Source organism: Terrabacter sp. RAF57 (genome assembly GCF_052113925.1).
Taxonomy (GTDB): Bacteria; Actinomycetota; Actinomycetes; order Actinomycetales; family Dermatophilaceae; genus Terrabacter.
This window is the reverse complement of record NZ_JBFRDT010000011.1, coordinates 233,575-252,869: the sequence shown is the minus strand read 5'-3', so window position 1 is coordinate 252,869 and position 19,295 is coordinate 233,575. Positions and strand designations below refer to the sequence as shown.

The 19,295-nt window shown below is 72.9% G+C and carries 17 protein-coding genes; 6 read left to right on the top strand and 11 right to left on the bottom strand.

The genetic code is table 11. The features are described 5' to 3' along the window. A partial coding sequence (locus AB4Y83_RS14385; protein ID WP_442297301.1) for a DUF1800 family protein occupies positions 1-716 on the bottom strand: 716 nt, incomplete at its 3' end. 119 nt (positions 717-835) lie between these two features. Between AB4Y83_RS14385 and AB4Y83_RS14380 the strand changes: the two genes are divergently transcribed. The 4 genes from AB4Y83_RS14380 (at position 836) to AB4Y83_RS14365 (ending at position 4,562) form a co-directional block, all read left to right on the top strand. After that, positions 836-1,486 (top strand): SatD family protein, encoded by a 651-nt coding sequence (locus AB4Y83_RS14380; protein ID WP_442297300.1) that lies wholly within the window; start codon positions 836-838, stop codon positions 1,484-1,486. After that, complete coding sequence (locus tag AB4Y83_RS14375) at positions 1,483-2,325, top strand: hypothetical protein (RefSeq protein ID WP_442297299.1); 843 nt, start codon at positions 1,483-1,485, stop codon at positions 2,323-2,325. The genes AB4Y83_RS14380 and AB4Y83_RS14375 overlap by 4 nt, the downstream gene beginning before the upstream one ends. Positions 2,326-2,366: 41 nt before the next feature. Beyond that, positions 2,367-3,392, top strand: a complete 1,026-nt coding sequence (locus AB4Y83_RS14370) for a rhamnan synthesis F family protein (RefSeq protein ID WP_442297298.1) — start codon at positions 2,367-2,369, stop codon at positions 3,390-3,392. Between the two features lie 180 nt (positions 3,393-3,572). Continuing rightward, positions 3,573-4,562: a malate dehydrogenase gene (locus tag AB4Y83_RS14365; RefSeq protein WP_442273947.1), complete on the top strand. Its 990-nt coding sequence runs from the start codon at positions 3,573-3,575 to the stop codon at positions 4,560-4,562. Between the two features lie 74 nt (positions 4,563-4,636). On the opposite strand, the gene AB4Y83_RS14360 is transcribed toward AB4Y83_RS14365, so the two are convergent. From AB4Y83_RS14360 to AB4Y83_RS14335, 6 genes are all read right to left on the bottom strand, one after another. Beyond that, on the bottom strand, positions 4,637-5,569 hold the full coding sequence (locus AB4Y83_RS14360; RefSeq protein WP_442297297.1) for a glycosyltransferase: 933 nt from the start codon (positions 5,567-5,569) through the stop codon (positions 4,637-4,639). 10 nt (positions 5,570-5,579) lie between these two features. Beyond that, the gene (locus AB4Y83_RS14355; RefSeq protein WP_442297296.1) at positions 5,580-5,900 is read right to left on the bottom strand and encodes a DUF3017 domain-containing protein; all 321 of its coding nucleotides are present in this window, start codon (positions 5,898-5,900) and stop codon (positions 5,580-5,582) included. Between the two features lie 9 nt (positions 5,901-5,909). Then, positions 5,910-6,764: a bifunctional methylenetetrahydrofolate dehydrogenase/methenyltetrahydrofolate cyclohydrolase gene (locus AB4Y83_RS14350; protein ID WP_056778412.1), complete on the bottom strand. Its 855-nt coding sequence runs from the start codon at positions 6,762-6,764 to the stop codon at positions 5,910-5,912. A 43-nt stretch (positions 6,765-6,807) separates the two neighbouring features. Continuing rightward, a complete protein-coding gene (locus AB4Y83_RS14345) occupies positions 6,808-8,010 on the bottom strand; it encodes a glycosyltransferase family 4 protein (RefSeq protein WP_442297295.1) in 1,203 nt (400 codons plus the stop codon). Between the two features lie 183 nt (positions 8,011-8,193). Continuing rightward, positions 8,194-9,453 carry an NAD(P)/FAD-dependent oxidoreductase gene (locus AB4Y83_RS14340; protein ID WP_442297294.1) on the bottom strand — a complete coding sequence of 420 codons (1,260 nt, stop codon included), beginning with the start codon at positions 9,451-9,453 and terminating at the stop codon, positions 8,194-8,196. Between the two features lie 60 nt (positions 9,454-9,513). Beyond that, positions 9,514-9,990, bottom strand: coding sequence for a MarR family winged helix-turn-helix transcriptional regulator (locus tag AB4Y83_RS14335; protein ID WP_442273942.1), 477 nt, complete (start codon positions 9,988-9,990; stop codon positions 9,514-9,516). 54 nt (positions 9,991-10,044) lie between these two features. On the opposite strand from AB4Y83_RS14335, the gene AB4Y83_RS14330 reads away from it, so the two are divergent. Next, complete coding sequence (locus AB4Y83_RS14330) at positions 10,045-10,902, top strand: hypothetical protein (protein ID WP_442297293.1); 858 nt, start codon at positions 10,045-10,047, stop codon at positions 10,900-10,902. Then, positions 10,785-11,186, top strand: a complete 402-nt coding sequence (locus AB4Y83_RS14325) for a hypothetical protein (protein WP_442297303.1) — start codon at positions 10,785-10,787, stop codon at positions 11,184-11,186. The genes AB4Y83_RS14330 and AB4Y83_RS14325 overlap by 118 nt, the downstream gene beginning before the upstream one ends. Positions 11,187-11,196: 10 nt before the next feature. On the opposite strand, the gene AB4Y83_RS14320 is transcribed toward AB4Y83_RS14325, so the two are convergent. The 4 genes from AB4Y83_RS14320 to AB4Y83_RS14305 all read right to left on the bottom strand — a co-directional run bounded on the left by AB4Y83_RS14320 (position 11,197) and on the right by AB4Y83_RS14305 (position 19,221). After that, positions 11,197-13,254 (bottom strand): ABC transporter ATP-binding protein, encoded by a 2,058-nt coding sequence (locus AB4Y83_RS14320; RefSeq protein ID WP_442297292.1) that lies wholly within the window; start codon positions 13,252-13,254, stop codon positions 11,197-11,199. Further along, the gene (locus tag AB4Y83_RS14315) at positions 13,251-15,149 is read right to left on the bottom strand and encodes an ABC transporter ATP-binding protein (RefSeq protein ID WP_442297291.1); all 1,899 of its coding nucleotides are present in this window, start codon (positions 15,147-15,149) and stop codon (positions 13,251-13,253) included. Before AB4Y83_RS14315 ends, AB4Y83_RS14320 begins: the two co-directional genes overlap by 4 nt. A gap of 138 nt (positions 15,150-15,287) precedes the next feature. After that, positions 15,288-18,269: an oxamate carbamoyltransferase subunit AllG family protein gene (locus AB4Y83_RS14310; RefSeq protein ID WP_442297290.1), complete on the bottom strand. Its 2,982-nt coding sequence runs from the start codon at positions 18,267-18,269 to the stop codon at positions 15,288-15,290. Beyond that, on the bottom strand, positions 18,262-19,221 hold the full coding sequence (locus tag AB4Y83_RS14305; RefSeq protein WP_442297289.1) for an oxamate carbamoyltransferase subunit AllH family protein: 960 nt from the start codon (positions 19,219-19,221) through the stop codon (positions 18,262-18,264). The genes AB4Y83_RS14310 and AB4Y83_RS14305 overlap by 8 nt, the downstream gene beginning before the upstream one ends. Positions 19,222-19,295: the final 74 nt, after the last annotated feature.

Sequence of the window (19,295 nt, the reverse complement as noted above, 5' to 3'; positions counted from 1 at the left end):
TCGGTGAACTTCCCGACGCCGACGGTGTGCAGCTCGAGCAGCTCGCGGCCGTAGTTCTCGTTCGGCGCCTTCTTCGTGCTGTCGGCGTTGTCGAGGACCTTGAGCATCGACGGGTGCCGCGCTGCCGCGTTGAGCATGTCGGAGTACTTGCCGAGCGCGTGCTTGCGGATGACGTCGCGCTGGAAGAGGTGGGCGCTGTCCCAGACCTCGCTGCTCGGGACCGGGACGACGAGGTGGTTGGTCCAGAAGTCGACGACCGTCTCGAGGAGCTGCCGGCGGGAGAAGAGGGCCCGGGCCAGGTGCGCCTCGACGAGGTCCATCATGACGAGCGATGAGTCCGCGCCCGAGAGGCGCTCACGCACCTCCCACGTCTTCCAGCCCAGCCGCGGCCAGCGCTTGAGAATGCCGTCCATAGCGGTGTCCGGGACCTTGGTGAGCGGCGCGAGCTGTGCGTCGAGCCATGCCGTCGTGCCCGCCGTGCGGACCTCGGCGACCAGCGCAGGTGTCGGGCCAAACGTGGCGCGGCGCAAAAGATGCAGGACCGGGTCGGTCGTGGCAGTCGCCGCGACCATCGCGCTTGGAGCTACCGTTGGCGAGGTCGCCGACGCGGCGGTCGCGGTCGCCATGGCGAGGGCGGCTCCGCCTCCGAGCCCGGAGAGCACACGTCGCCGTGCCGGCGCTGCGCCCGAGGTCGACTGGGGGAAGTGAACGGTCATGCTGCAGGACGGTACATATCAGATCGGCCGTTGACTGCATTATCGGACATTCCGGTCATTGAAGAGGACCTTGTGAAGGTCGAGGCTCTATTTCCTGAATATGAAGATATGATCTTCACATGGCAGATCTGAAGGTCGAACCTTCACCGGTGGCGCTCATCGGCGACATCGTCGAGTCCCGCACCCACCGCGAGCGCCAGGCCCTGCACGACGCCTTCGAGGCAGCCGTGGCCCGGGCCAACGCCGAGGTGCCGATCGACGACCCTGCCGTCATCACCGTCGGCGACGAGTTCCAGGGCGTCTACCCGACCCTGGGAGCGGCGCTGCGGGCCAGCTTCGTCGTCCGCACCGAGCTCTTCCCCCAGGCGGACGTCCGCTTCGGCCTCGGCCGCGGCGCCGTCACGACCCTCGACCCCGTGCGCGGCATCCACGACGGGCCTGCCTACTGGGCCGCTCGCGAGGCCATCACCGTGGCGGAGGACCGGGCGCAGCGCGCGCAGACGCGCACGTCCCGGACGGCCTACGTCGCCCCCGACGAGGCTCGGGCCACCGTCGCAGCGGTGCGGGCTGCGCTCGACTGTCTGGACTTCATGGTTGGCTCCATGTCGACCACCTCACGCGAGATCCTCGGAGGACTCATGCACGGCCACGCGCAGCACGACGTCGCCGACCGGGTCGGCATCAGCCCGTCCGCGGTCTCGCAGCGCGTGCGCCGTGACGGCATCGGGGTCGCGCTCGAGGCGATGACGACGCTCGGCGACCTGCCGTGACGTGGCTGTCGATCGTCCTCGCCGGCATCGGCGTCGGCGACATCGTCCGGTCGACGTCATGGCGACCCGGCCGGGCCGTCGGGCACGTGGCCGCCCCGGTCGCCATCCTCGGCCTCGCCCTCGTGGCCGGGATGCACGGTTGGGCCGACCTGCTCGCCCTCGCCCTCGCCGCCGTCGCCGGGGCCGGATGGGCCGAGCTGTCGCGTCGCACCCAGATGACGGGTCGGGGCGCTCTCGCGCCGCTGGCCGTCTTCGCGGCCCTCGTCGTCGGTCTCCTCGCCTTCTCCGGGGCAGCGTCGCCGGCGGGCGGCGCGCTCGCGACGTGGCTCGGCTGGGCCGACCTCCCGGGCACCGGTCCGCTCCCTGTCGGACGGGTCCTGCTCCTCGCCGGCCTCGTCCTCTTCAACGTCGCGACGGCCAACGTCATCGTGCGCCTCGTCCTGCTCACCATCGGGGCCCTGCGCCCGTCCGACGTCACCAACGCCAACGCAGCCGCCGCGGCCGCCGCCTCCCTCACGGGGCGTGCTGCTCCCCCGACCAGCGGCCAGCCCGCCGACCGCCTCAAGGGCGGGCGCCTGCTCGGGCCCATGGAGCGCCTCGTCATCCTCGGCCTCGGCGTGGCCGGCGAGTTCGGCGCTGCCGGCCTCGTCATCGCCGCCAAGGGACTGCTCCGTTTCCCCGAGATCCAGGCGGCAGCCCGCTCGGCGAGCGGCGACCCCACCGGGACGGGCTCCTACCCGGGTGGCCCCGCCGGCATCGACGACGTCACCGAGTACTTTCTCGTCGGCAGCTTCGTCAGCTGGCTCATCGCCCTCGGGTCGCTCGCCCTCACCGTCTGAGCCGTCCCGCCGCCCTCCCACCACGCCTGCGCAGGAGAGACATGCCCCGCCCCACGCTCGGCCGTCGGATCCGTCGACGCCTCCGCCCGGTGCGCGCTCGCCTCCGCGAGCAGCGCACCGACCTGCGGGACGTGCTGGCGGTGCGCGCCGCCCGTCGTCACCTCGACCGCCTCGACCGCCTCGACCGTCGCGGCCCTCGGGGCCGACCCCGGACCGGCGACACGGCCGCCGTCCTGCACCTCTACTACGCCGAGGTGTGGCCAGCCCTCGTGCCGTCACTCGAACGCCTCGCCGCCGCGGGAGTCGACCTCTACGTCACGCTCCCCCGACAGCACGCACACCTCGCCGGCGACATCGAGATGGCCCTTCCGGGCACACGGTGCGTCACCGTGCCCAACCGGGGCCGCGACGTCCTGCCCTTCCTCGTGGTGGCCGAGCACCTCGCCCACCGCGGCTACGTCGCAGCCCTCAAGATCCACGCCAAGAAGTCGCTGCACTTCGGCGCCGGCGACGTCTGGCGCGACCAGATGATCGAGCAGCTCATCCCCACCGACCCGGCGGTCCTGGCTGAGCTCGTCGAGGTGCTGCACCGCCCCGACACCGGGGTCATCGGCCCTCGCGGCAGCTACTTCGCCCTCTCCACCTACTGGGCCGGCAACGCCGACACCGTCCGACGCCTCGTCGAGCCCGCGGTGACGCCCGAGGCGTTGTCCCGGCTCGACGACCCGAGGGAGCTGGGCTTCTTCGCCGGGACGATGTTCTGGACCCGCCTCGACGCGATCCGTCCGCTGCTGCGCCAGGACACCCTCGGCTTCGTCCGCGAGCCGACCCCGAAGGACGGCACGCTCGCCCACGCCCTCGAGCGCGCGATGACCGTGCTGCCCGAGCTGCTGGGTCGCCGACAGTACGACTGCGACGGCACCGTGATCGCGCCCCGAGCGGTCCGCGCCGATCCGCTGCCCCAGTGGTACCGCGACGCGACTCAGGCGGCCAAGACGGAGGAAGCCGACAAGGCAGCGAAGGCCCGCCGCAACCGCGACCGCGCCGCGGGCACCGACCCGGCGTGACGGCATACGCCCCCGGGTGAGCCGTCGGCAGCGCGCCTACGGGCCCGGCGTGATCGTCGTCACGCCCGTTGCGCACGCATGCGGCGGGCCCGCGCTGAGCACGGGCGCCCGTCCGGGCGAGCACGTGGCCACTGATAGCGTCGGAACGTCCAGCGCCACACCGATGTGAAGGGCCTACCTGTGAGCACTACCCCCGTCAAGGTCGCCGTCACCGGCGCCGCCGGCCAGATCGGCTACAGCCTCCTGTTCCGCATCGCGAGCGGTGCCCTGCTCGGGCCCGACACCCCGGTGGAGCTGCGCCTGCTCGAGATCACCCCCGCGCTCAAGGCGCTCGAGGGTGTCGTCATGGAGCTCGACGACTGCGCCTTCCCGACCCTCGCCGGCGTCCAGATCGGCGACGACGCGACGAAGGTCTTCGACGGCGTCAACCACGCCCTCCTCGTCGGCGCGCGCCCCCGCGGCCCGGGCATGGAGCGCGGTGACCTCCTCGAGGCCAACGGCGGCATCTTCGCCCCGCAGGGCAAGGCCCTGAACGAGGTCGCAGCCGACGACATCCGCATCACGGTGACCGGCAACCCGGCCAACACCAACGCGCTCATCGCCATGAGCAACGCCCCCGACATCCCGACCGAGCGCTTCTCGGCCCTGACGCGCCTCGACCACAACCGCGCGATCAGCCAGCTCGCCGCCAAGCTCGGCGTGCCGGTCACCGAGATCAAGAAGATGACGATCTGGGGCAACCACTCCGCGACGCAGTACCCCGACCTCTTCCACGCCGAAGTCGGTGGCCGCAACGCCGCCGAGGCCGTCGGCGACCAGGACTGGCTGGCCGGCACGTTCATCCCGACCGTCGCCAAGCGCGGCGCGGCGATCATCGAGGCGCGCGGCGCCAGCTCGGCCGCATCGGCTGCCTCCGCGACCATCGACCACGCCCGCACGTGGGTGCAGGGCACGCCCGACGGGGACTGGGTCTCGATGGCCGTGCGCTCCGACGGCTCCTACGGCGTGCAGGAGGGGCTCATCTCCTCCTTCCCCGTCACCGTCAAGGACGGCGCGTGGAGCATCGTCCAGGGCCTGGACATCGACGACTTCTCGCGCGGCAAGATCGACGCCTCGGTCGCCGAGCTCGCCGAGGAGCGCGACGCCGTCAAGGGTCTCGGCCTCATCTGAGCCGACCGCTCACGTCGAAGGGCGCCGTCCACCACGAGGTGGGCGGCGCCCTTCGCGTATGCCGTGTGTCCGGGTCAGCGACGCCAGCCCAGCCGGCCGGCCCTCGCCTTGACCGCCTCGGTCAGCGAGGGCGACATGCCCTGCGGCCGCACGTGCGTGCCGCGCACCCGCCAGTACTTCGCCTCGACGAGCTTCGTCAGCTCGCCGGGGTGCCGCACCCACAGGCGAACGAGCCGGACCCGGTGGACTGCCTTCTGGCGCAACAGGTCCCACGTCGGCACGTCCCGTTCGTAGACGAGCTCGAGGTCGAATCGCTCGTTGACGACGCGGGGTGAGATCCGGGCGCCGACCGTCATGTTGAGCAGGTTGGTGCCGTGGATGACCTGCACCCACATCGGCGGCGCACTCACCTCCCGGAGAGGACCCCACTCGCGTGCGCGGGCGTGCCGGGCGGCATACACGGTGCGCGGCGGCGTCTCGGCGCGGCGGCGCTCGACGAGCGTGAGGAACGGGCTCGAGAGCTGGTCGTAGAGGTAGGTGGCGCCGCTCCGGTCGATCTGGATGCCGCGCGGGAAGTCGACGAAGAGGCCGTCCATCGGTGCGAACTCGCCCTGCGCGCCCGCCATGAAGTCGCGCGCGATGGCGTCGTCGCTGTCGAGGCGGGTCGTCAGCAGCCAGGGCGAAGCGCTGTCCGCCGGGCTGCGCTCGGCGATCGCGCGCCCGAAGATCGACGGTGTCCACCGCTCGTGGCTCCAGACCGGGGTGAACGTGCCCTCGGCGAGAGCCTCGACATCGGCGCGGAAGTCGTCGCTGCAGCGGTCGTCGAAGAGGACGAGCCAGGTGAAGTCCGCGCCCTGCTGGCTGCGCACCGAGGACCAGCAGGCGTCGACGAAGAAGCCGAGGCGGTAGCGCAGCCACTCCTCCTGCGCCGGGACGTCGGCCGAGAAGACCGCGCTGAAGCGGGTCAGGAGGTAGTGCTCGAACGCCGGGGGCGCAGGGCTCGGCACGGTCGCCCGGTCAGCGCGCGGTGCGGCCGACGGAGGTGCGGTCGGGCACGTCGGCACGGACGTTGACGGTGGCCGACGCGATGAGCACCCCGATGCCCAGCGTCAGCAGGATGACGACGTCGAGGGTGCGGGAGCGGACGTTGAGCCCACCCGCCTTGCGCGAGGGGCGGGCCACGAGCCGGATCAGCGCGCCGAGGAACAACGCCCCGGCCATGATGCGTCCGCCCCACCGGACGTCGAGGAAGGCGATGACGAGGACCCCGACGGCGGCCAGACCGGCGACGAGGTACCACCAGCCGAGGACGACGAAGCCACTACCCCGCCACTGCATCGGGGCCGCTCAGGCGCCGGACGCGACCGAGGACTCGGCCGCCTCGACGATGTTGGTGAGCAGCAGTGCCCGGGTCATCGGGCCGACGCCGCCCGGGTTGGGGCTGACCCACCCGGCGACCTCGGCGACGTCGAGGGCGACGTCGCCGGCGATCTTGCCGTCGACGCGACTCACGCCGACGTCGAGCACCGCGGCTCCGGGCTTGACCATGGCCTTGGTGACGATGCCGGGCACGCCGGCCGCGGCGATGACGATGTCAGCCTGCCGCACCTCGGCGGCGAGGTCCTTGGTGCCCGTGTGGCAGAGCGTCACGGTGGCGTTCTCGCTCTTGCGGGTGAGGATGAGGCCGAGCGGGCGGCCCACGGTGAGGCCGCGCCCGATGACGACGACCTTGGCGCCGGCGATCGGCACGTCGTGACGGCGGAGCAGCTCGATGCAGCCCATCGGCGTGCACGGCAGCGGAGCCGGCTTGCCGAGCGCGAGCCAGCCGAGGTTCATCGGGTGCAGGCCGTCGACGTCCTTGCTCGGGTCGACCCGCGAGAGCAGCGCCATCTCGTCGAGGCCGGTCGGCTGCTGGACGAGGAAGCCGGTGCACGTGGGGTCGGCGTTGAGCTCGTCGATGACGGCCTCGACCTCGGCCTGGCTGGCGGTGGCCGGAAGGTCACGGCGCAGGCTCGTGATGCCGATCTCGGCGCAGTCCTTGTGCTTGGCGTTGACGTACCAGTGGCTGCCCGGGTCGTCGCCGACGAGCACCGTGCCGAGGCCGGGCACGACCCCCTGCTCGCGGAGGCGAGCGACCCGCTGGGTCAGCTCGACCTTGATCGCCTTGAGGGTGGCCTTGCCGTCGAGGATCTGTGCCGTCACGGTGGACATCCTGCCACCCCGGCCCGCGCGGCGTGCTCGCGGCTCAGTCGGCCAGCAGGCGCATCAGCTCGGCGACGTTGCGCTCCCACGTCATGGACTCGGCCCGTGTGCGCAGGGCCTGGCCGCGGCTGACCCGCTCGGTCGGGCACGTGACGAGCGCGTGGAGCGCGTCGGCGAAGTGCACGGTGTCACGCGGGTCGACGTAGACGCCGTCGGGGCCGAGGTACTCCGGTATGCCGCCGCTGCGGGCCGAGACCACCGGCAGCCCCGAGGCCATCGCCTCGGTGACCACCTGACCGGCCGGCTCCTGCCACTCGACGGGCATCGCGAAGACGTCGGCCGCACCGTAGACGGCGGGCAGCGCGCGCCGGTCGACGAACGGGGTGAACCGCACGAGTTCGCCGAGCGGCGCGGCAGCGCGCCGCAGCGCGAGCTCGTAGGCGGAGAGGCCGTCGGCAGGACGGAGCCCGGCGGAGCCGACGACGTGGACCCGGAAGTCTCGGGTGCGCTTGGCCAGCACCTCCGCGGCGGCGATGAGGTGGTGGACCCCCTTGTGCGGCATGACGTTGCCGACGGACAAGATCGTCACCGGCGCACCGGGGACGCGCGGGACGGGCCGGAAGGTCTCGGAGTCGACGCCGTTGCGCAGGACGTGCAGGTTCTCGGGTCGGTGGCCGATCCGGTCGACGATGGTCGCGACGAGGTGGTCGCTGACGGCCACGGTGACGTGGGTGCGTGCGATGACCCGTCGGATCTCCGAGGCGCGCCACGAGCGGAAGACGTCGTTGCCGAGGTGCAGCACCACCTTGCCGCCGAACCGGCGGACGAGCCGGTCGGTCACGGCGCCGGCGTAGTTGTAGACGACGAGAGCCTCCGCGTCGGCGGGGACGGCGTCGAGCGCCTCCCGGTGGAACCGCGCGACGAGCGGCCGCCGCCCGACGGTGACACCGCATACGGCATCGACGCGTCGCTCGAGGTCGGTGAACCACTCGCGCCGGGTCGAGCGCGCCGACGCGTAGCGCACGAGCGTGCCGTCGTCGTAGTCGTGCCGGCGACGGTCGCTGACGACGACGTAGGTGCGGCCACCGAGGGACTCGTGGGCGCGCGCCTGCGCGTTGATCTTCGTCGACATGGCGTTGCCCGTCGCCGTCGAGTACTCCGAGAAGACGTAGGCGAGCTGGGCTAATGGGCTGACGAGCGGCACCGTCGCGGAGGTCGCGTGCTCGTGCTGCCTCGAGGGGTCCATCGTCCTCACTCCTGCTTCGCGCGGGCCCCGAGAACGCGTGGCACGGCGCCACGGTCAGAGCGTACGAGACGCACGAGCCGCACGTGAGCACAACGGACATAACAGGACCGGCCCCGGCGTCGGCGTCGGCGACGTCGGGGCCGGGACCTCAGCTCAGCCGGAGCTCAGCCGGGTGAGGCCAGGTCAGGTCAGGTCGGCGAGGTGGACGTCGGCATCGGTGAGCCGGTCCCGGTCGACGACGGTGCGGTCGCGGACGAGCCGCTGGACGTCGTCGATGGTGTCCCAGACGTTGACGTGCATGCCGGCGAGCACGCGCACGCCGTCGCCCTCGGGCACGACCCAGAACGCCATGAACTCGTTGCTCGACGGCTCGCCGCGCAGCAGCACCTCGGCGTCGGACCCGCGCGGGACGTAGCCGGCGTACTCGAGGCCGATGTCGTACTGGTCGGAGAAGAAGAACGGGATCGGGTCGTAGGTGACGTCCTGGCCCGCCATCGAGCGACCCGCCGCGAGCCCGCCGTCGTGGGCGTTGGCCCAGTGCTCGACGCGGACGTTCGTGTCGAGCGCCGTGGAACGCCAGCTCGCGACGTCACCGGCCGCCCACACGCCCTCGGCCGACGTGCGCAGCGCCTCGTCGGTCGTGATGCCGTTGGCGGTGTCGATGCCGGCGCCCTCCGCGAGCCCGGTGTTGGGCGTGATGCCGACGCCGACGACGACGGCATCGGCCGGGAGGGTGTCGCCGGACGTCGTGACGACGCCCGTCACCGCGGTCTCGCCCTCGATGCGCTCGACGCCGTCGCCGAACCGGAACTCGACCCCGTGCCCCCGGTGCAGCTGCGCGAACCAGCCCCCGACCTGCTCGCCCATGACGCCGAGGAGGGGTGCGGCCTGGGGCTCGATGACGGTGACGCTGCAGCCGGCGTCGCGGGCCGCCGCGGCGACCTCGAGGCCGATCCACCCGGCGCCCACGATGACGATGCGGGCCCCGTCGGTCAAGCGCGCCTTGAGCGCCTCGGACTCCTGCATCTCACGGAGGTAGAGCACGCCGTCGAGGTCCGCGCCGGGCACGTCGAGCGCGCGTGCCGACGATCCCGTCGCGATGAGCAGCCGCTCGTAGGAGAGCGCGTCGCCGTCGGCGAGCGTCAGCACGTGCTGCTCGGCGTCGAGGGACGTGGCGGGTGTGCCGAGTCGCAGCTCGACCCCCTGCTCGGCGTACCAGTCGCGGTCGTGGGTGAAGGCCGACTCCATCTCGTCCTCGCCCTTGAGCACGGCCTTGGACAGCGGCGGCCGCTCGTAGGGCAGCCGGTCCTCCTCCGTCACGAGGACGATGGCACCGTCCGTGTCGCTCTCGCGGATCCCCTCGATGGCCTTCGCCGCGGCGAGCCCTCCGCCGACGATGACGTATGCCGTGCGCGCCTGCTGTCCGGTCGTGTCAGTGGTCATGTCCACACCTTCACACGCGCGCCCGTGCCCGTCGAGACCCGCGCCCTCGGTTCGGTCGGTTCACCAGGTGACGTCGCGGCCCAGCTCCCGCATCGTCACGAGCATCGCGTCGTAGCGGGCCCGACCGACCTCGGCGCGGAGCCGGTCCTCGGCCTCCGCGATGAGCGCGAGGGTCTGGTCGACGACGGCATCCCCGGCGAGGGTCCGTGCCACCCAGCGCACGCGGCGGTCCGACTCGCTCGGGCTGCTCTGCACGAGGCCCAGCTCCTCGAGGGTGTCGACGAGCTGACCGATGGCCTGCTTCGTGACGCCGGCGCGGGATGCGAGGTCGGTGACCCGCATGCCGTCGGCCGGGATGATCTGGAGCAGCCGCGCCCGGCGACCCCCGATCGCCTCGAGGTCTGGGGGCGCGATGGCCCGCATCTCCCGGGACAGCCTGCGCCCCAGGGCATCCGACCAGCGGAAGAGGTGGTCCGGGAGGTCGTCGTCCGCACCCGCGGGTGCGGACGGCATACCTACGCTCTTGCCTCGCGCCATGATCCGACCCTATCCTCAAAATGGTCAAGACGCTTTACTTTCTGAGGGGGACGCATGGCAGTCGACATCACCGGTGTCACGGCACGACTCGCCCGCGTCCCTGTCGACGCCGTCACCCTCTCGCCGTTCGACTACGACTGGGGCTCGCCCGCGACGGCGGGGCTGTGGCACGCCTCGGCCGCGGGTCCGGACGGCGGCGAAGCGGTGTGGTTCGTCAAGCTGCTGCGACACCCGCGCCTCTGGCCCGGTCTCGTCCACGTGCCCGAGGGGCCCCTCCGCGAATCGTTCGTCGACTTCTTCCCGTGGCGCTTCGAGCTCGACATGACGCTGTCGGGGATCGACGAGGTGCTGCCACCCGGCATGCGGATGCCCACACTGCACCATCACGAGGTCTTCGACGATGACCACATCGGGCTCTGGTGGGAGTTCGTCGACGAGCGCCGCGGCCCGTGGACGATCGACGAGCTCGCCCGTGCGGCAAGGCTCCTCGGGCGGCTAGCCGCGCGTCGCCGGTCGGGCGCACCCGTCAACGACCGTCTCCCGGAGACGTGCCGGCTCCCCGACGGTGCGGCGCTGCGCTACCTCGTCGAGGGCCGGGTGCTGATCGGGGCCGGCACCGACCTCGCCGACGACGACCTCTGGTCGCGGCCCGCTCTCGCCCAGGCCCTCCGCGACCCGGGGGACCTCGGTCTGCGTGACGAGCTGCGGGAGCTCCTCCCGCTGGTCCTGGACGTCCTCGCCGAGCTCGAGGCCCTCCCCCAGACCTATGCCACGGTGACGCGAGCATCCAGAACATCCTCATCTGCAACGGCGAGGACGACCTCGTGGTCATCGACTGGGGCTTCGGCTCGCCGCTCGCCGTCGGCTTCGACCTCGGCCAGCTGCTCGTCGGACCCATGCATGCGGGGCTGACCCCGGCGTCCGACATCGCGCGCATCGACGTCGCGATCTTCGACGCCTACCTGGGTGGCCTGGCTGACGAGGGCTACGCCGCCGACCCGGAGGACGTGCGCTTCGGCTACCTCGGGTCACTCTTCGCGCGCTCGCTCTTCACGGCGCTGCCGACCGTCGAGCTGCGCGGCCCGGACTCGGACTCGCTGCGTCGGACGGTGCGTGAGCGGGTGGTCCTGACCCGGGCCATGCTCGACCTCACGGCTCCGGTCGTACGCCGCCGCCTGGCCCGCGTGGACGCCTGACCTCCCGCGGTCAGGAGGTCCAGGCCCGCCAGAGGGCGGCGTACTCCCCGTCCTGCTCGACGAGCTCGTCGTGGCTGCCGAGCTCGGCGACCCGCCCGTCGATGACGACCGCGATGCGGTCGGCGTCGTGCGCCGTGTGGAGGCGGTGCGCGATCGCGACCACGGTGCGCCCGGTGAGCAGTGCGTTCATCGAGCCCTCGAGGTGTCGGGCGGTGCGCGGGTCGATGAGCGAGGTCGCCTCGTCGAGGACGATGGTGTGCGGGTCGGCGAGGATGAGTCGGGCCAGGGCGATCTGCTGGGCGCGGCCCGGGGTCAGCACCTGGTGGCCCGAGCCGAGCTTGGTGTCCAGGCCCTCCGGGAGCCGCTCGACCCACTCGAGGGCGTCGACAGCGCGCAGGGCCTCGCGGACCTCCTCGTCGGTCGAGCCCTCGCGCGCCAGCACGACGTTGTCGCGCACCGACCCGATGAAGACGTGGTGCTCCTGGGTGACGAGGGCGACCTCGGTGCGCAGCTGGTCGAGCGGGAGCGACGTCAGCTCGACGCCGCCGACCGTCACCGACCCGGTGCGGGGGCCGTGGATGCCCGACAGCAGGCGACCCAGCGTCGACTTGCCGGAACCGCTCGGACCGACAATCGCGAGGCGCTCCCCCGTGCCGAGGTCGAGGTCGATGCCGTGCAGCACGTCGTGACCGGCGCGGTAGGCGTAGCGCAGGTCGGTGCCGACGAGCTCGGGCCCGGTGGGTCGGTCGGCGCCCGCCTCACGGTCGGGCGGGACGGTCGCGATGCCGAGCAGTCGGGTCGTCGACGCGATGCCGACCTGGACCCGGTCGACGGTGTGCACGAGCATGTCGAACGGCCCCCACAGCGCCTCGGTGTAGAGGATCGCCGTGGTGATCTGACCGAGGGTGGCCCAGCCCTGGGCGTAGCCGATGGCGCCGAGGAGCAGCACGAGCACCCGCGGCAGGCTGAAGGCGATGTCCATGACGGCGAAGAGCAGGTTGCGCAGCGTCATCGTGTAGCGCTCGGCCTGGCCGGACACCTCGATGTCCTCGTCGCCGCGACGCAGCCGATGACGCGTCAGGCCCAGGGCCTCGACGGTGCGGGCGCCCTCCACGGTCTCGGTGAGCGTGGTGTTGATGCGCGAGTAGGTGCCGCCCTCGGTGAGGTAGCCCTTCGGCGCGCGCCCGAGGTAGCGGCGCACCTGGAAGAGCGCGAGCGACATGAGGACGATCGACGGCAGCGACAGCAGCGGCGCGTTGCTCACCATGGCGACGAGGGTCAGCACGACGGTGATGCTCGCGATGATGGCCTCGGGCAGCGCCCAGCGCACGCTCTCGCTCATCGTGCCGACGTCGCGGGTGACTCGCGTGACGAGGTCGCCGGAGCTCGCACTCTCGACGCGCGAGAGCGGCAGCCGCAGGATCGCGTGCACGATGTACTCGCGGGCCGTCGCGAGGACGCTCTGGCCGAGCACCGTCGAGGAGATCTTGGCCGCGAAGGTGAACGCGCTCTGCACGACGACGAGCCCGGCGACGACGAGCGCCGCGGAGTTGGCCCCGGCCATGGCGGCGTCGACCCGGCCCGCCTTGACGTCGGCGACCGTCGAGTCGACGAGCTCACCGAGCAGCCGCGGCACGAGCAGGCCCGCCGTGGCGGCGAGCGCGTTGGCGAGGACGACGGCGACGACGAGCAGCCGATCCTGCGAGAGCAGCCCGCCGATGAAGCGCACGACGCGTGCGTTGTCGGCGATGGGCAGGCCGGTGCGGGCGTTCATCGTGTCGGCGACGAACTCCTGGGCCCGCCGCTCGCGCAGCAGGTGGCGCCGGTGCAGCGCGCTGAGCCGCTCCCCGACCGAGGCGGACTGCGGCGGCCTCAGCTCGTCGGGCACGGCGGGTGCGGGGATGGCGGAGTCCCAGGTGCGGGCGGACTCGGCTGCGAGCTGTTCGGGCAGCAGCGAGACCCACGTGGCGTCCGCAACGTCCGTGGCGTCCGCGACGTCCGCGGTGTCAGCGATGCCGGCGGCGTCCGGGGCGCCGGTCGTCGCGACCGTGCTGTCGGCGCGGCTCATCGGGACTCCTCGGCGAGGTGGGAGAGGACGGACGGGTCGGCGTCGCCGCCGCGGACGACGACCGAGCGGTAGGCCGGCGAGTCGGCGAGCAGGTCGGCGTGCCGTCCGTGGGCGGTGGCGACCCCGCCCTCGAGGAGGATCACCTCGTCGGCGTGGTGGAGCAGCAGCGGCGAGGCGGTCATGACGACCGTGGTGCGCCCGGCCCGGTGCTCCCCGAGGCGGGAGGCGATGCGGGCCTCGGTGTGGGCGTCGACGGCCGAGGTGGGCTCGACGAGCACGAGGACGTCGGGATCGGCGGCGAGGGCGCGCATGAGCACGAGCCGCTGGCGCTGACCACCGGACAGCCCCCGTCCGCGCTCCTCGAGCTCGCCCTGCCACCCACCCGGGAGGGCGTCGAAGACGTCGTCGGCGGCGGCGGTGTGCAGCGCCCGCTCGGCCTGCTCCCGCGTCAGCCGGCCGAGCGGGTCGACGGCCGAGCGCAGGGTGCCCGCGAACACCTGGGGCGAGGTGTCGCTGACGAGGACGCGACGGCGTACCTCGTCGAGCTCCACGCGGGAGAGGTCGACGCCGCCCACGGTGACGCCCCACGGCTGACGGACCCGCTCCTCGTCGCGGCGGGCCTGCTCCTCCCGGGCCCTGGCGCGCGCCGAGCGCTCCCGCTTGGCGGCGCGGCCCTTGAGCTCCTCGGGGATCTCGTCACTGACGAGTGCGCCCTCGTCGCTGGGCAGGTAGCGGCCGAGGCGGTCGGCGAGGGCCGCGGAGTCGTCGGGCACGGCCGAGACGACCATCGTGAGGATGCCCGGTCGGATGGTCGCCCCGGACGTCCCGTCGACGATCTCGGCGCCCGTGTCGAGGCCGGCCGGCTCGTCGGGGAGCACCCAGGGCGGGCGCTGCGACAGGACGGCGACGGCCTTGCGCGCGGAGACCACCGAGCGGGTCCACTTCTGGGCGAATTCGACGAAGGTGCGCATCGGCTGGACGAGGAAGAGGCCGTAGCCGAGGAAGCTGACGAGCTGGCCCACCGTGAGCCGGCCCTGCGCGACCTCACGCGTGCCGAGCCACATCAGGGCGACGACGAAGCCACCGGAGAGGAGGACGCCGACGGACTCGACGGCGGCGAGCCAGCGACCGGCCGAGACGCCGGACTGGCGCACGCGCTGGGACTGCCCGGCGTAGTTGCCACCGAAGGTCTCCTCGCCGCCGATGCCGCGCAGGATGCGCAGGCCGCCGACGATGTCGGTCGCCATCGACGTCAGCTCGGAGTTGCGGGAGCGCTCGACGCCCTGCCAGCGCTGCATCGGCCGCAGCAGCGGCGTGCCGAGGACGACGAGCAGCGGCGCCGAGACGAGCACGAGGACGCCCATGCGCACCGACGTGCTGAGCACGATGGCGGCCACGACGAGATAGGCGGCGAGCTGCGAGATGGCCCGCGTGCTGATCTCCATGAGGGCACCGAACTGGTCACCGTCGCTGCCCGAGACCGACAGCACCTCGCCGGTCGGCGTGCGCCGGGTCAGCACGTGGCCGAGCTGGAGCGCCTTGCGCGTGACGAGCTTCGTCGTGCCGTAGAGGGCGATGAGCCACTCGCGGACGATGACCGTGTGGAAGAGGATGCCGCTGCACGCGCCGACGAGGGTGACGGCACCCAGCACCAGGACCCACTGCAGCGTCGCCGACGGGTCGCCCGCGACGATGCCGGTGTCGATGGCACGGCCCACGATCCACGGCCCGACCGTCTGCGGCACCATCCAGATGAGGGCGACGAGCAGCCCGGCCCAGAACAGGCCGCCGTTCTGCCGCACCATCCACCAGAGGAAGGCCCGCGGCGAGCGGGTGTCGGGCGCCTCGGCGCCTCTGTCGGTGTAGGCCCGGATCGGGGGCGGAAAGTCTCGCATGGCCTGTCCACCCTAGGTGGCGCCGCCGACAGCGCCCCACTTCTTTTCTCCCACGGCAGATGCGTGTCGGGTCCGGAGGGAGGGTCGGGCCGCGCGGCCGACGACGACCGCGCGACCCGAGCTGAGGGGGCCGCTCCGTCAGCCCTCGCCCGCGGCCGCCGCGAGGGCAGTCAGAGCCTGGGTGAAGCACTGCTCGGGCGGGGTCACGAGACCGGCGCCGACCTGGCCCGTGCCCGCGACGCGACCGGCCATGCCGGTGTTGATCTGCGGCAGGATGCTAGTCCGCGCGACGGCGGCCACGTCGATGCCGGTCGGCGTGCCACGGAACTCGAGGATCGGCACCTGGTAGGCCGTGTGCTCGCCGACGGTGATCTCGTACATCGTCTGCGTGGCCCGCAGCGCGAACGGCACGTCGCCCCCGACGAACTTCACGATCGCGGGCGCGGCGGCCATCGCGAAGCCGCCGATGCCGGCCGTCTCGGTGATCGCCGAGTCGCCGATGTCGGGGTTCGCGTCGTCCGGGCCGAAGGACCCGAGGAAGAGGCCCTCGGGCGTGTTGGCCGGACCCGTGAACCACGCGTCGCCGGTCCCCGACACGCGGATGCCGAAGTCGGTGCCGTTGCGCGCCATCGTCGTCACCACCGAGGATCCTGGGATGCCATGGGCGGCAAGGGTGCTCAGCTTGCAGGCCGGCATACCGAGGTTGAGGAAGAAGTGCTCGTTGGCACCGGAGAAACGCACGGCCTCCGCGATGTCGGTCGACGACGCGTCGGCCGTGATCATCGTCGGGAGCAGCTCGCGCAGGAGCATGAGCGATCCGGCGCGGTTGCGGTTGTGGCCCTCGTCGCCCATCTGGAGCATCTGGGCGATGATCGCCTTGACGTCGATCGGGCCCTGCTGCTCGACGCGGGTGCGCACGGCCTGCTGGAGGATCGGGCCGAGCACGGAGTTCATCCACCGCAGCCGGTCGATGACCTCGGGGCCGTAGGCGCCGTAGCGCAGGACCTTGCCGAGCCCCTCGTTGAGCGAGCACCACGACGTGTTGTCGTGCACCTCGTCGCGCAGCTCGTAGACCCACATCGACGGGCTGATGACACCGGCCATCGGGCCGACCGCGTCGCGGTGGTGGCACGGCTCGAGCGTGATGCCGTCGCCCTTCTCGAGCTTCGCCTCGGCCTCCTCGGCCGTGTCGGCGAGCCCCTCGAAGAGCATCGCGCCGATGAGCGCACCCTTGAGCGGCCCTGAGGCGCGGCCGAACTCGATGGGGGGCCCTGCGTGCAGGAAGGTGCCCCGCTCGAGCCCGAGCACCTCGTGGGCCGGACGGACGTCGACGAGGTCGGCACCTGCCGCGGTCATCCGGCGCAGTGCCTCGGCGTTGGCGGCGTCGCGGCGGGGGTCGGCCAGGACCCGACCGAGCTCGGCCGCCGTTCCCGCCATCGGCGGCTGCCACGAGGCCTCGGTCACCGAGACCGCCTGCGCCCGAAGGGCGTCCGAGAAGAGCGAGACCCCGGCGGCCGCGACCGTGACGTCCGCAGCAAGGAGTCCGTGGAGCGGCTCGGCACCGACGTCGGTGGCCGTCCCGGCAACGGAGGCGTATGCCGTGTCGCCCGTCGCGCCCTCCGGTGCCGCCACGTCGTGGCCGAGCAGCTGCAGGGCGCGGCGCGTGGCTGCGGCGTTGGAGAGCAGGACGTCGGCGCCGGCGTCCGCGAGAGCCTGCGCCGACCGGTCGAGCCCCTGCGGGTCGGAGGTGGTGCCGGTGACCGAGACGACGACGGGCAGCTCACGACCCCTCGCGGCGGCGGTCTCGCAGGCAGCACGGACGGCGGCAGCGAGCTCCGGAGCGGGGTCCGCGTGCGCGCCGTGGCCGAGCACGAGATCGAGGAGGAGCACGCCGCACGTCGGGTCGGCGGCCTCGACGGCGATGCGGTCGAGGCGCAGTGACGGGTCGATCATGGGGTGAGCGCGCCCGCGGGTCATCGTGTCGTCGCCGAAGTCGATGACGACGTGGCCCGGGTCGCGCAGGTCGGCGCCCAGGGCGAGCTCGGGTCGCAGCGGGATGTTGGAGCGGATGTCGCCGAGCACCGGACCCGCCACGAGCATCGCCTCGTCGGCGAGGGTGCCGCCGCAGAAGAGACCACGCAGCGACCCGGAGGACGTCGTGGCCGATCGGGCTCCCGCGCCTTCCCACGTCGGCCAGACCGGCACGTCCGCGCCGACGGCGGTCAGCACCGACTCAACCGCCCCAGTGAGGTCCGGCCGCCCGGCCCCGAGCGTGGCCCAGTGGACCGGCTTGCCCAGCCCGGCGGCATACGCCTCCAGGTCGGCGAGCACCTCGGGAGCGGGAGGCTTGGAGACGACGACGAGCGACGTCGTCTCCGGGTCCGCGGCCAGCGCTGCGAGCGCCTGCTTCGTCGAGCGAGCTGCGACGGCAGACGACAGGTCGCGGCCACCGACGCCGAGGCAGTGGCTGATGCCGACACCTGCGGCGTCCAGGAGGCACATGACCTGCTGGGCGCCCGTTCCGGATGCCGCGACGAGGCCGACGGAGCCGGGTCGCACGACGTTGGCGAAGCCGAGGGCGACGCCACCGACGACGGCGGTGCCGCAGTCGGGCCCCATGACGAGGACGTCGGCAGCGGCAGCGGCGTCCTTGAGCCGCACCTCGTCCTCGACCGGGACGTTGTCGGAGAAGACCATGACCGACACCCCGGCGCGGACGGCGTCGAGCGCCTCGGTGACGGCGTGCTCCCCCGGTACCGAGACGAGCGCGAGGTCGGCGCCCGAGAGACGGATCGCACCGCCGAGCGTGCGGGCCGTCGGAGCCTGGCCGAAGCCGGCGGACGTCCCTGCGGCAGAACGGCTCTGGGTGAGTGCGGACTCCAGCGCAGCCTGCCCGGCAGCGACGGCGGCCTCGTCACCGCGGATGGCGACGACGAGGTCGTTGGGCGCCGAGTCGGGCACGTCGAAGCCCATGCCGCGGATGACCTCGAGGTTGAGCTCGGTCGCCATCGCGACCTGTGCGGCCTCGACGCCGGGAGCGGCGGCGACGGTGCGCGAGACCTGCATGAGGGTCACGGAGTCGAAGTAGGCGCCGGTTCTCAGCTCGACGTGGTCAGCCACGGTGGAGTCCTTCCTGGGATTCGGGTCTTGGGGCAGGTCGGGGTTCGGGGCGGGGGACGGAATCGAGTGCGTCGACGGCGCGCAGCGCACCGCTGACGCCCGACAGGAGGTCGCGGCCGGAGGTGTGCCCGATCGCGAGCACCCGGTCGACGAGGTTGGTGAGGTCAGTGAGGCCGGTGAGGTCCTGCGCCGGGCCGACGGGCCGGACCGAACCTCCCGAACCGTCTGTGACGGCCCCTTCGTGCGCGTCGTTCCGGCCGACCGACCCAGCCCCGGCGACGAGGGTCACGAGGCGCGCGACGTCCGGGACGGCATACCCCGCTCCCGCGGCGACGAGGAGCGCGGCCGACAGGCTCGTCGTCCACGGCAGCACCGAGCGGACGGCGGTGCGCACCGCCGACAGGGCGCGCCGGGCCGGCGGAGCATCGACCGCGGCCAGGGTGAGCAGGACACCGCAGAGCGCGTCGTCGCCGCTCGGGGTCAGGCCGCGCCCGACGCCGACGAGTCCGCGGACGCCCGGATCGGCCGAGCGGCCGGCGAGGGCCGCCGCGGCGAGGTCGTGGGCGAGGTCGCCGAGGACTCCGGGCTCGGGGAGCCAGCCGTCACCAGCGGATACGCGCGGCGCGGGACGCACTCGCGCCGGCCGGAGCAGCCGGGCCGCGACGACGTCGGCGCGGGGCAGGCGCACCCGCCCCTCCCCGACGACGACGTGGGCGCCGGGCTCGACACCCCAGCGGACCTTGGACGACGGCATCGCGAGGCGGACGCCGATGGGCAGTGAGACGGCGTCGGAGGCGAGCACGGCGAGGACCCGCTCGTGGGCGCCGAGATCGAGGTAGAGGCACGTCGGGAAGGCGGCGAGCACGCGGCAGCGCCGCGGGGTTCCGGCCACCTCGCCCGCCACGAGAGGCGACACGGCGGCCGGCAGCAGCGTCAGGTCGAGGTCGTCCATGCCCGCGCGCACCTCCGCCGTCAGACCGCTGCCGTCCGTGCCGTCCAGGCCCGGACCGGCTCCGTCGCGCTCCG